The following is a 12,839-nucleotide window of genomic DNA, read 5'->3' as shown; positions in this document are numbered from 1 at the left end:
GATATCCTTTATTTTATTTTAAAGCATTAAAATCTTCAATTATTGTAATTGCCTCATTCAAATAGTGATTCGTTTTTAAAGCATTCAGTTGAAATTGATTGTTAATTTTTTCTGAAGGATGAATGGCGAGAAGGAATTTATTTAAATCCGAATTATAAACATTCAAATTAATACTTCCAGAATCAAAAGAATTAATCTCTTCCCATAAATCATTAACTTTATTTTGTTCCTCAAAAATCATATCAATTGTTAATGGTATCGCTTTTTTCGGTTGGTTTACTAAAGCGTCAATTTTTATATTAATTGACTTAATATCATTAAAATAGTCATCGTTTACAATCCGTAGTCTACTATTTTCTAATATTTTTTTAATCAAATTATTTTTTGCATAAGTCCTAAATTTAAAGAAAGTGGTGATACTGTCATTTTTGAAAGCTGTAGGATAGTTATTCTCTTTTGGGAATATTGTCTCGTATATTTCCGGCAGAACTACATTTGGAGAAACACCCGTACTTTGATGACTCTTTCCAGTTATTCTGAAAAATTTATTGATTGTTACTTTTACAAAATTTTCATTGTCATTTTCTTCTAATGGAACGATTGTTTGCATGGTTGCTTTGCCTAAAGTAGTGCTGCCAATCAATAAAGCCCGATTATAATCTTGCAGAATTGATGCAAAAAATTCACTTGCTGATGCTGAATTTCCATTGATCAAAATTACAATTGGATCTTTATAAATCATTCCTTTATATGGATCGTCAATGATTATTTTTGTTTTTTTATTATCAATCACCACAGATATTGGGCCGTCATCAATAAACATTCCGGCTAATTTTATAGCCTCTTCCATTGATCCACCACCGTTATCTACTAAGTCGATTACTAATCCTTTGATATTGTCTTTTTGTAATTTGATAACTTCTTTTGCTACATCCTGCGCACAACCTTTACCGCTGTTACCTTCAAAATCAGCATAAAAACTTGGGATTTTTATATATCCAATTTTAATTTCTTTCTGGATTACAAAACTATAAACGGTGTTTTTCTCATCTTTTATTACTTCTTTTTCTACAAGTACTTCAAAGCTTTTTCCAGAATTGCGACGAAGCGTTAATACGATGTTTTTGTTGGCTTCCGAGAGAATCATATTCGAAATGGACTCCAGTGAAGTACAAGAAACCAGTAAAGTCTCTTTTAGGTTTGATATCGAAACAATCTGATCGCCTTTTTTAATTTTTCCAGTTAGAAAAGCGGGACCATTTGGATCTAATTCATCTACAATAATTTCACTTTTTTCATTTAAGCTTACATTTAGTCCTAATGATAAATGTTCTTTTGATAATGAAGCTACAAAACTTGACTTGGAATCATCACTAAAATAAGCGGTATGCGGGTCGAAATAACTGCAAAAATGATTGTAAAGACTTTCTGCTAAGTTTGATTCATTTTGTAAATTGCTATTTATTCTACAAAGTTCATTTTGAATAACAGTGTTTTTCGAATGTATGGCCAATGTATTAAAATTGGTTTTAATAGAATCTAGATTTTTACTTACCTGAGCGATATCATCCAGAATTTCATATCGAATTTTTTTTCTCCAAACTTTCTCAACTTGATTGTCTAACAAATAGATTGGGAATGCTTTTTTATAAAACCGAATCGTGTCTTTTAGTTCGTAGTCTATGGTTTCTTTATCGATTTTTTCTAAAATATTCTTATTTCTTAAAAGATCTTTTTTGTAAACTGAAGAAATATCGGTTAGAAAAGTACAATCTTTATCTTTTATGAGATTGTCAATATTCAAACGGTATTTTTGAGATAAAATATCGTATTCTGATTTCAAAAAAACAGTTCTTGAAGGATCAAGTTGGTCAATAAAGCTATCAAAAACAAAAACCGATAAACTGTCGTCTATCGGTTTTGGATTAATATGTTCGCGCTGAATTAACGCATTTATTTTAGAAAGTATTTCACAAGTTTTGGCATCATTTTGACCAAATAGTGAAAATGTAGTCAAGAATAATACGAGTGAAATTTTTTTCATTTATTTTTTAATTGCTTGTCCGTAATAACATCTAAATTTTTTTAGCCACGAATTACACGAATTATCACCAATTTTAAATAAAAATAATCAAAAAAATCTGTGCTTATCCGTTTAATCGGTATAATCTGTGTGCTATTTTTGTTGCTAGGTAACATTGCGGACAAACATATTTTTTATTTTTTGTAAAAAGGCAATTTTACCACTTTGGCAGGAACATCATTTTTTCTAATTCTAATAAATATGTCGCTGTCCAAAGTACTGTTTTCAACGGTTACATAACCCAAACCAATTCCTTTATTCATTGATGGCGACATTGTTCCTGAAGTAACGATTCCAATTACATTTCCTGAAGCATCAACAATTTCATAATCATGTCTTGGTACCGCACGTTCCTGCATTTCAAAAGCCACTAATTTTTTAGAAACTCCAGCTTCTTTTTGTTTTTTTAGATTTTCAGAATTGGTGAATTCTTTTGTGAATTTAGTAATCCAACCCAAACCAGCTTCTAATGGAGAAGTCGTGTCATTGATGTCATTTCCGTATAAACAAAATCCCATTTCTAATCGTAACGTATCACGAGCGGCAAGACCAATTGGTTTAATTCCAAAAGGAGCACCGGCTTCAAAAACTTTATTCCAAATTTGTTCTACTTCTGAATTTTTGCAATAAATCTCAAATCCTCCGGAACCAGTGTAGCCTGTAGCTGAAATGATTACGTTGTCAATTCCTGCAAAATCGCCTACTTCAAAATGGTAATACGGAATAGCTGACAAATCCTTTGAAGTCAATGATTGCATGGCTTCAACGGCTTTTGGGCCTTGAATTGCCAATAATGAATAATCATCAGATAAGTTTTTCATTTCGACTCCCAAATCATTATGTGCTGAAATCCAATCCCAATCTTTATCAATATTTGAAGCGTTTACCACTAATAAATACTGCTCGTCTTTCATTTTGTAAACAATCAAATCATCTACAATTCCGCCATCATTGTTTGGTAAACAAGAATATTGTGCTCTACCAATTGTCAAAGTAGACGCATCATTAGAAGTTACTTTTTGTATCAAAGCCAACGCATTTGGTCCTGTAAGCAAGAATTCACCCATGTGAGAAACATCAAAAACACCCACGGCATTTCGAACCGTTTCATGTTCAGCATTTACACCCTCATATAAAATAGGCATATTGTATCCGGCAAACGGAAGCATTTTCGCTCCCAAACTCTCGTGTATGTGCGTAAGCGCAGTGTTTTTCATTGTTATTTTGTATAGAATTTCAAGTGGCTAATTTATTGATTTTATTTCGGGTGACAAAGGCGTAAAGAAGCAAAATTTAAAGTTTCAAACGTTTTCGAAATAACAGGCTGTACAATTTTAAAATAATAATTTTTAGGATTTAATCCAATGAAGTTAGGAAGCTATTTCCTGCTATTCATTACAATCTTTTCCTTTTTAATGTTTAATTTTACAATTAATTAATTTGCGGTCTCTAATTTGCGAGAGCAAAAAATCAACCATCATGAAAAAAAGTAGATTTGTTATTATAGCACTGTTTTTTGTTACCATTTTCTATGGTCAAAATCAAACGGTTATTGGTAAATGGAAAACTATTGATGATGAAACTGGAAAAGCCAAATCAATAGTGGAAATCTATGAAAAATCTGGAAAGATTTATGGTAAAGTAATTGAAATTCTCGAAGAAGAACATAGAAAAAAAGTTTGTACGAGTTGTTCAGGCGAGGATAAAAACAAACCTATTCTTGGGATGATTATAATTAAGGGATTGAAAAAAGACGGAGATGTGTATACTAATGGTAAAATCTTAGATCCTAAAAACGGGAAACTTTATAAATGTTTCATTACATTAGAATCAAAAGACAAACTTAAAGTTCGAGGTTTTATTGGGATTTCATTGTTTGGACGAACACAATATTGGTACAGAGTAAAAAGTTAATTCAAATAGAATGAATTCAATACCTGTCCAAATAATAATAAATACCTAAAACTTAAAAATGCATTTCGTCGAAGTAATTTTACCCCTTTCTCTTGCCAAAACCTTTACCTATAGCGTTTCTGAAGCTGAATTTCATTATATCAAGAAAGGAATGCGTGTTGCGGTACCTTTTGGTAAAAGTAAAATTTACACGGCATTAGTTATTGAAACTCATCAAAATGAACCCACTTTATACGAAGCCAAAGAAATTCACCAAATTCTGGATGAAAATCCCATCGTTACTGAAATCCAAATTGCGCATTGGCAATGGATAGCTTCTTATTATATGTGTGCTATTGGGGATGTGTATCGAGGCGCTATGCCAAGCGCACTTTTGCTGGAAAGCGAAACCATAATTTCTCAAAAGCAAGATTTGTTTGTGGATGAAAGCCTACTTTCTGATGATGAATATCTGGTTTATCAAGCTTTGCAACAGCAAAGTTCGCTCAAAGTTCAAGACATTATAGCTATTTTAAATAAAAAAAATATCTTTCCTGTTATTCAAAAATTGATTGACAAAAATATATTGGTACTTCAAGAAGAAATTTCAGAAAGTTACAAGCCTAAGTTAGTTCGTTATGTGCGTTTGCATTCTAAATACGATTCGAATGCAGGTTTGGGTGAATTGTTGGAAACCCTGAAAAATGCCAACAAACAAAAGGAAATTGTACTGAGTTATTTTCAATTGAGCGCTACAAGCGGAGCTAAACCGATAACTGTTAAAAAACTGGTTGAAGCGGCTCATTCCTCTTCGGCAATTATAAAAGCATTAATTGAAAAAGAAATATTTGAGGATTATTTTATTCAGGAAGACCGAGTAAATTTCAATGGAAAAATAAGAGAAGATCAACTGCAATTAAGTCAAGCGCAGCAAACTGCTTTTGATGAAATTAAAGATAGTTTTACTAAAAAAGAAGTCTGTTTGCTACATGGTGTAACTTCCAGTGGAAAAACGGAGATTTATATTAAGCTTATTGAAGAATATTTGGAAACGGGAAAACAAGTATTGTATTTATTGCCCGAAATTGCTTTGACGACACAATTGGTGGGAAGATTGAGAACTTATTTTGGAAATAAAGTAGCCGTTTTTCATTCGAAATATAACAATAATGAACGCATTGAGGTTTGGAACCAAGTTTTGGTAAATTCTGAGAAAGCGCAAGTAATAATAGGAGCGCGATCCGCTTTGTTTTTGCCTTTTCATAATCTGGGATTTATAATTGTTGATGAGGAGCACGAACAAACGTTCAAACAAATAGATCCTGCACCGCGTTATCATGCGCGTGATGCTGCAGTTGTTTTGGCTCATTCGCATAAAGCAAAAGTTTTATTAGGTTCGGCAACACCAAGTATTGAGACTTATTTTAATGCAAAATCAGAGAAATATGGTTTAGTCGAAATTTCGAAACGATTTGGAAACGTCATGATGCCAAATATTGAATTGGTGGATTTGAAAGATAAATACTTTCGCAAAAAAATGACAGGACATTTCAGTGATGTTTTAATTGAAGAAATTAATATTGCACTTTCATTAGGCGAACAAGTAATTTTATTTCAAAACAGAAGAGGTTATTCTCCTATAATAGAATGTATCACTTGTGGAAATGTTCCTCAATGCCAACAATGCGATGTGAGTTTGACGTATCACAAGCATAAAAACCAGTTGCGTTGTCATTACTGTGGGTATACCATGGCAAAACCTACAAATTGTCATTCTTGTTCCAGTGTTGATTTGACTACTAAAGGCTTTGGAACTGAACAAATAGAGCAAGAATTGATTTCTATTTTTCCAAATTCAAAAACTGGAAGAATGGATCAGGATACGACACGTGGTAAATTTGGTTTTGAAAAAATTATTGATAGTTTCAAGAATAGAGAAATTGATATTTTAGTTGGAACGCAAATGCTTGCCAAAGGATTGGATTTTGATAATGTAAGTTTGGTTGGAATCATGAATGCCGATAATATGTTGTATCATCCTGATTTTAGAGCATTCGAAAGAAGTTTTCAAATGATGACTCAGGTAGCAGGTCGGGCAGGGCGTTCGGAGAAACAAGGGAAAGTAATTATTCAAACGTATAATCCCAATCATAATACGATACAGCAGGTAACCAATAATGATTATCTGGGAATGTACAAGGAGCAATTGTATGACAGGCAAATTTATAAATACCCTCCTTATTTCAGAATCATAAAACTGACATTAAAACAGCGTGATTTTGATAAGCTAAAGGAAGGTGCTATGTGGCTGTATCAAGTGATGAGCCAAAATCTTACTATGCCGGTATTAGGCCCTGAGGAACCAGCTATAAATAGAATTAGAAATGAATACATACGAACAATCATTATTAAAATTCCACAAAACATGTCTGTAGTAAGCACAAAAAAAACTATCCAAAAGATATTGAATAGTTTTGAGGCTGTTGCTCAATATAGAGCTATTAAAGTTGCGCTAAACGTCGATTTTTATTAAAAGTAATTTTAGGCAAATGATAGGGCTTTAACTAAATCTTCTTTTTTATTTCTACTCAAAGGTATTTTTGTAATTCCAATTTCGGCAAACTTGCTATTGAAACGCTCTACTTTGTCTATATTTATAATATAGGACTTATGAACTCTGATGAATTTTTCTTTTGACAAATCATTTTCAAAAGATTTCATTGTAGAAAGCACTAAGTTGCTGTCTTCTTCAGTAACCACTCTAACGTAGTCACCAAAAGCTTCAATCCATTTAATTTTAGAAGTGAAGATTTTTAATTTTTTAAGATTACTCTTAATGAAAATATGTTCGCCTTCTTCTTCTTTATTCTCTTTTTTAAGAGAATATAAATCGATTGCTCTTCTTACCGATGCATTGAAACGATCTATTGCAATAGGTTTTTGCAGATAGTCGGTAGCATCATAATCAAATGCCTTCATGGCATACTCCGCTTTAGAAGTAATGAAGATTATTTGTGGTTTAATTTTTAAACCATCTAAAAAATCAAAACCACTTATCACGGGCATCTCAATATCTAGAAATATTAAATCCACATTATGTACGGACATGCAACTTCTAGCTTCAATTGCATTAGAAAAATCTCCAATTAAATGCAAATTTGGATGATTATTAACTAACTTTGCGATGATCATTCTTTGAATGGAACTATCATCAACTACTACACAATTAAGTTTCATAATTTTTGAAATTTAAGATTTGGAATAGTAAATTTAACAACATTTTATTAAAAAAACTAATCTTTATCGATTTTTTTTACCATACAACGAATAAAGTAAAAATGTCATTGTTTATTTAAAATAATTGATTACTTTTGCAGCCAAATTAACAAATAAATAAAATATTTATGAATCATTATGAAACTGTTTTCATTTTAAATCCCGTTTTATCTGAAGTTCAGGTAAAGGAAACAGTAAGCAAATTTGAAGATTTTCTTACTACTAGAGGAGCAGAGATGGTATCGAAAGAAGACTGGGGCCTTAAAAAAATGGCTTACGAAATTCAAAACAAAAAAAGTGGTTTTTACCATTTATTCGAATTTAAAGTTCCAGGAGAAGTTCTTATTGCTTTTGAAACTGAATTTAGACGTGACGAAAGAGTAATGCGTTTCTTAACTGTAAGTTTAGATAAACACGCTATTTCTTGGGCTGAAAGAAGAAGAACTAAATTAAAATCTACAAAAGCTTAATTATCATGGCAACATTACAACAATCGGCTTCAGGAAAAAAAGACGGAGATATCAGATATCTTACGCCTTTAAACATAGAAACAAACAAAACTAAAAAGTATTGTCGTTTCAAAAAATCAGGTATCAAATATATTGACTATAAAGATGCTGACTTCTTATTGAAATTCGTTAATGAGCAAGGGAAAATTCTTCCTCGTCGTTTAACAGGAACTTCATTGAAATACCAAAGAAAAGTGTCAGTTGCTGTGAAAAGAGCACGTCACTTAGCTTTAATGCCATATGTGGCTGATTTACTAAAATAATAATTTAACTCAGTTGTTGGTTTTCTGAAACATGAAACCTAACTTCTATAACAAAGGACAACAACATGGAACTTATATTAAGACAAGACGTTCAAAATTTAGGATTTAAAGATGATATTGTAACGGTAAAAAATGGTTACGGTCGTAACTTTTTGATACCACAAGGTCACGCACATTTAGCAACTTCTTCTGCAAAGAAAGTGTTAGCTGAAAACCTAAAACAAAGAGCACACAAAGAAGCTAAAGTTGTAGCAGATGCAAAAGCATTAGCTGAAGCTTTAAAAGCTATCGAAATTAAAATCTTTGCAAAAGCAGGTGGTGAAAAATTATTCGGTTCAATCACGAATATTGATATCGCTGAATCTTTAGCTAAAGGTGGACAACAAATCGAAAGAAAATTCATCACAAGTGGAATCGTTAAACGTACTGGTAAATATACTGCTAACGTTCGTTTACACAGAGATGTTATCGTTGAATTAGATTACGAAATTGTTGCTGAAAAAGCATAAATTTTTTAAATTTATATAATTAAATCCCGATGGAAGTCGGGATTTTTTTTTGTTTAATGTCATTGCGAGGTACGAAGCAATCACATCATTATTAACTTTTAATTATTTGGAACGGGATTGCTTTGTTCCTCGCAATGACATGAAATACTCAAGATTAACAAAAGAACAATTTGAAGAATTAACGCCTGAATTCACTAATTTTTTAGCTACTCAAGCAATTGATAAAGGGGAGTGGGATAAAATTAAAATTGAAAAACCGGAAGTTGCCGAACAAGAATTAGACGTGTTTTCTGATTTAATTTGGGAAGGTGTTCTAACAAAAGCAGAATATTTAGAGTATTTTTCTAAAAATCATATTTTCCTTTTTCATTGTTTTGATACTTATGTTCAATCTGTTGTTTTGAAATCATTGGTTCCAGAAACTGATTTTCTGACCAAAGAAGGATTGCAATGGCTTAGCGATAATATGTTTACGGATACAATTGAAATGAAAGTGGGGAAAAAAGAGTTTACCGATGAGCGTAATACTTCCATTTTTGAATTAATACAGCAAGGTTCTTTTTTAAGTGACGGCCTTTTATACAAACAAATAAATACAATTATAGCGTCATAATTGTATTGCAGTTTCTTTTAATTTGGTTATTTTAGTACACTTTTTAAAAAACTAAAATAGCCAATTTTTATTTTCTATGGATATTCAAAATACAATTGAAACTTTAAGAGAGGAATTAAATCAACACAACTATAATTATTATGTGTTAGATAAACCTACAATTTCCGATTATGAATTTGATTTAAAATTAAAACAACTCCAGGATTTAGAAAATAAATATCCAGAATATATTGATGAAAGTTCTCCTACGCAAAGAGTAGGTGGTACGATTACAAAAAACTTCCAAACCGTTCCTCACGAACACCGAATGTATTCATTAGATAACTCCTATTCTAAGGAGGAATTAATGGATTGGGAAAAGCGTATTCAAAAAGTTCTAGGAGAAGTTCCATTAGAATATACCTGCGAATTAAAATATGATGGGGCATCAATCAGTATTACCTATGAAAACGGAAAATTAAAACGCGCAGTTACCCGTGGTGATGGTTTTCAAGGTGATGATGTGACTAATAATATTAAAACCATAAAATCAATTCCGCTTAAGCTAAAAGGAAATTTTCCTTCTACATTTGATGTACGTGGTGAAATCATTTTGCCTTTTGCCGGTTTCGAAAAAATGAACCAGGATTTAATCGAAATAGGGGAATTACCGTATTCAAATCCTAGAAACACAGCTTCGGGAAGTTTGAAATTACAAGACAGTGCTGAAGTTGCAAAAAGACCGTTGGATTGTTTGTTGTATTTTTTAATTGGAAATAATTTACCTTTTAAATCACAATATGAAGGATTAGAAACGGCTAGACAATGGGGATTTAAAGCACCAAAAGAAGCAAAACTTGCTCATAACTTGGAAGAAGTTTTTCAATACATCGATTATTGGGACACCCATAGACATACTCTTCCTTATGAAACGGATGGCGTAGTGGTAAAAGTAAATTCTTTTCACTATCAGGAAGAATTGGGTTTTACAGCCAAATCTCCGCGTTGGGCAATTGCCTATAAATTCAAATCAGAACAAGTTTCAACAAAATTAAATTCCATATCCTATCAAGTGGGAAGAACTGGGGCAATCACGCCAGTGGCAAATTTAGAGCCGGTGCAATTAGCAGGAACCATAGTGAAACGTGCTTCTTTACACAATGCTGATCAAATTGAGAAACTGGATATTCGTGTAGGAGATACCGTTTTTGTAGAAAAAGGAGGGGAAATAATCCCTAAAATTATTGCTGTTGATTTGAGCAAACGTCAAGAAAGTACAGAACCAACAAAATACATCACCCATTGTCCGGAATGCCATACTGAGTTAGTGCGAAGTGAAGGCGAAGCAAATCACTATTGTCCTAATTTTTATGGCTGTCCTCCGCAGATTATCGGAAGGATACAGCATTATATTTCTCGAAAAGCTATGGATATTGAAGGTCTTGGCGGAGAAACTGTAGCATTACTTTTCAATAACGGATTGGTTCATAATTATGCCGACTTATATGAATTGACTGTGGAGCAAATTCTTCCTTTGGAAAGAATGGCTCAAAAATCAGCAGAAAATTTGGTGAAAGGGGTAGAAAATTCAAAAAATATTCCCTTCGAAAGCGTTTTGTTTGCTCTTGGAATCCGATTTGTTGGTGAAACAGTGGCTAAGAAATTAGCGAAGCATTATAAAAATATTGATGCAATAAGTCAGGCCACATTGATGGATTTGATTTTGGTGGATGAAATTGGAGAACGAATTGCCCAAAGTGTGATTGACTTTTTCGAAAATCAAGAAAATAGAATCATTATTGAAAGATTAAAAAAACATGGCGTACAATTTGAAATTGTTGAGAAAATAAATCCAAACGCCACAAATAAACTTTCTGGAAAAACTTTTGTAGTCTCTGGTGTTTTTGAGAAATTTTCCAGAGATGATTTAAAAAAAGCAATTGAAGATAACGGAGGCAAAGTGGGAAGTTCTATTTCTGCGAAAACCGATTATGTTGTTGCAGGAGATAATATGGGGCCAGCTAAATTGGAAAAAGCCAGTAAGCTAAATATCCCTATAATTTCTGAAGATGATTTTATGAAACTGATAAATGAAAGCTAATACACCTTCACTCATACTTTATTTTTCCGCCTGCATATTGACTGTTTTATTTAATTTGCTAGGGCAGGAATCATTTGTACTTTATACAAAATCTATTGTAGTCCCGTCAATCTTTATTTACTATTTAACCACAAATAATTACAAAATTGATTTAATTAAAGCGGGCATTTTTCTCTTTTCTTTTATAGGAGATGTTTTTATTTTGATGAATTATAATGATTCGGAAACGGGTTCTGTTCTGAGTTTTTTGATTGTCTATATGTTATTGATAGTTCATCTTTTTCAAAGCTTAAAAAAAATAAAGTTTGATAGAATAGCTATTTTATCATTGCTAATTGTAATAATTGTATTGGTTATTTTATCGATTACAATTTTGAGTTTGCAATTTGAGAAAATGAAAACAGATTTTTCAGTTATTGTAATTTATAGTATTGTATTAAGCGCGTTGATTTGTATGTCTGTTGTGAATTACGTTGCAAAAGGCACTTTTGTTTTTCTAAATTTACTTCTAATGTCAATTTTTTTTATGTTTTCTGATATTTTCTATGTTCTAAATGGATTTTATTTATCACTGTCCGTTTTTAGTCTAATCGAAATGGCTACTCAGGTGATTTCTTATTTTTTCATGGTCAATTACTTTATTGCAAATGACAAATTTATCAATAAATTAAACAATAATTGATGTTCCTTTGGATGCAAGCTCTTTATTATTATCCAAATAAAAATCAATTCGACCTAAGTTAATGCCGTAACAACCTGCTTGATTTACCAAAACTTCTTTACCAACAAGATTTTTTATAACAGTTGGTTTATCAAGAAAGGTATGGGTATGACCGCCTATTATTAAGTCAATATCTTGGGTTAATTCAGCTAGTTTTAAATCACAAATTTTATTGGGCTCGTCTTTGTATTTATACCCTAAATGTGACAAGCAAATTAGTAAATCACACTTTTGTTCTTTTTTTAAAATCCGAACCATATCTTGCGCTGCCTCAACAGGATTATTGTAGACAGTTTCTTTGTACATTGCTTTATCCACTAATCCATTGAGTTCAATTCCAAGGCCAAAAACACCAACTTTGATTCCGTTTTTATTAAATATTTTGTACGGTTTTGCAAAACCATCCATCACCGTGTTTTTAAAATCATAGTTTGCTGATAAGAATTCAAACTTCGCATGAGACATTTGAGCATACAAACCTTCAACGCCATTATCAAAATCATGATTACCTATAGTGGAAGCATCATATTGCATCATGCTCATCAATTTAAATTCTAATTCACCGCCGTAATAATTAAAATACGGCGTTCCCTGAAAAATATCGCCGGCATCTAGCAATAGCACATTTGGATTTTCTTTTCTGATTGATTCTATAAGAGCCGCTCTTCGTACAACGCCGCCCATATTAGGATTTCTGGGATGATCCGCAGGAAAAGGATCAATATAACTGTGAACATCATTCGTATGTAGAATCGTCAAGTGTTTCGTCTCACTGGATGTAAAGCTGGTTAAAGGTAGTCCTAAACTCAATAAAGCGGTACTTGCAGCGGTTTTTTCGATAAAATCTCTTCTTTTCATTTTTGTTTTTTTTAATCTAATTATCATTGCGAGG

General features: G+C 32.0%; 12 protein-coding genes. 8 read left to right on the top strand and 4 right to left on the bottom strand.

All coding sequences use genetic code 11. The annotated features are described in order from the left end of the window. Nucleotides 1-13: 13 nt before the first annotated feature. Together ACM55F_RS08140 and gcvT are read right to left on the bottom strand one after the other, a co-directional pair. Entirely contained in the window at nucleotides 14-2,044 is a 2,031-nt protein-coding gene (locus tag ACM55F_RS08140; protein ID WP_416853317.1) for a S41 family peptidase, read from the bottom strand. A gap of 173 nt (nucleotides 2,045-2,217) precedes the next feature. Continuing rightward, nucleotides 2,218-3,300, bottom strand: a complete 1,083-nt coding sequence (gene gcvT, locus ACM55F_RS08135) for a glycine cleavage system aminomethyltransferase GcvT (RefSeq protein WP_416853316.1) — start codon at nucleotides 3,298-3,300, stop codon at nucleotides 2,218-2,220. A 262-nt stretch (nucleotides 3,301-3,562) separates the two neighbouring features. Here gcvT and ACM55F_RS08130 point away from each other — a divergent pair, with 262 nt between their 5' ends. Together ACM55F_RS08130 and priA are read left to right on the top strand one after the other, a co-directional pair. After that, on the top strand, nucleotides 3,563-3,997 hold the full coding sequence (locus ACM55F_RS08130) for a DUF2147 domain-containing protein (protein ID WP_416853315.1): 435 nt from the start codon (nucleotides 3,563-3,565) through the stop codon (nucleotides 3,995-3,997). 58 nt (nucleotides 3,998-4,055) lie between these two features. Then, a complete protein-coding gene (gene priA / locus ACM55F_RS08125) occupies nucleotides 4,056-6,509 on the top strand; it encodes a replication restart helicase PriA (RefSeq protein ID WP_416853314.1) in 2,454 nt (817 codons plus the stop codon). A gap of 8 nt (nucleotides 6,510-6,517) precedes the next feature. Here priA and ACM55F_RS08120 read toward each other — a convergent pair whose 3' ends face one another. Next, nucleotides 6,518-7,213 (bottom strand): LytR/AlgR family response regulator transcription factor, encoded by a 696-nt coding sequence (locus ACM55F_RS08120; protein WP_039110583.1) that lies wholly within the window; start codon nucleotides 7,211-7,213, stop codon nucleotides 6,518-6,520. A gap of 167 nt (nucleotides 7,214-7,380) precedes the next feature. Here ACM55F_RS08120 and rpsF point away from each other — a divergent pair, with 167 nt between their 5' ends. From rpsF to ACM55F_RS08090, 6 genes are all read left to right on the top strand, one after another. Further along, a complete protein-coding gene (gene rpsF / locus ACM55F_RS08115; protein ID WP_416853313.1) occupies nucleotides 7,381-7,722 on the top strand; it encodes a 30S ribosomal protein S6 in 342 nt (113 codons plus the stop codon). A 5-nt stretch (nucleotides 7,723-7,727) separates the two neighbouring features. Further along, nucleotides 7,728-8,024, top strand: a complete 297-nt coding sequence (gene rpsR, locus ACM55F_RS08110; RefSeq protein ID WP_007138295.1) for a 30S ribosomal protein S18 — start codon at nucleotides 7,728-7,730, stop codon at nucleotides 8,022-8,024. A gap of 65 nt (nucleotides 8,025-8,089) precedes the next feature. Next, the gene (rplI, locus tag ACM55F_RS08105; protein WP_416853312.1) at nucleotides 8,090-8,533 is read left to right on the top strand and encodes a 50S ribosomal protein L9; all 444 of its coding nucleotides are present in this window, start codon (nucleotides 8,090-8,092) and stop codon (nucleotides 8,531-8,533) included. 139 nt (nucleotides 8,534-8,672) lie between these two features. Then, nucleotides 8,673-9,146, top strand: a complete 474-nt coding sequence (locus ACM55F_RS08100) for a DUF6495 family protein (RefSeq protein WP_416853311.1) — start codon at nucleotides 8,673-8,675, stop codon at nucleotides 9,144-9,146. Between the two features lie 76 nt (nucleotides 9,147-9,222). Further along, the gene (ligA, locus tag ACM55F_RS08095) at nucleotides 9,223-11,226 is read left to right on the top strand and encodes an NAD-dependent DNA ligase LigA (RefSeq protein ID WP_416853310.1); all 2,004 of its coding nucleotides are present in this window, start codon (nucleotides 9,223-9,225) and stop codon (nucleotides 11,224-11,226) included. Beyond that, complete coding sequence (locus tag ACM55F_RS08090) at nucleotides 11,216-11,908, top strand: lysoplasmalogenase family protein (RefSeq protein ID WP_416853309.1); 693 nt, start codon at nucleotides 11,216-11,218, stop codon at nucleotides 11,906-11,908. The genes ligA and ACM55F_RS08090 overlap by 11 nt, the downstream gene beginning before the upstream one ends. Here the strand turns inward: ACM55F_RS08090 and ACM55F_RS08085 are convergent. Beyond that, on the bottom strand, nucleotides 11,894-12,805 hold the full coding sequence (locus ACM55F_RS08085; protein WP_416853308.1) for a bifunctional metallophosphatase/5'-nucleotidase: 912 nt from the start codon (nucleotides 12,803-12,805) through the stop codon (nucleotides 11,894-11,896). The genes ACM55F_RS08090 and ACM55F_RS08085 overlap by 15 nt on opposite strands. Between the last annotated feature and the right edge of the window lie 34 nt (nucleotides 12,806-12,839).

It is taken from the genome of Flavobacterium melibiosi (assembly GCF_048158545.1).
Classification (GTDB): Bacteria; Bacteroidota; Bacteroidia; order Flavobacteriales; family Flavobacteriaceae; genus Flavobacterium; species Flavobacterium melibiosi.
Note: the sequence above shows the minus strand (reverse complement) of the source record. Positions and strands in the feature narration are given on the sequence as shown.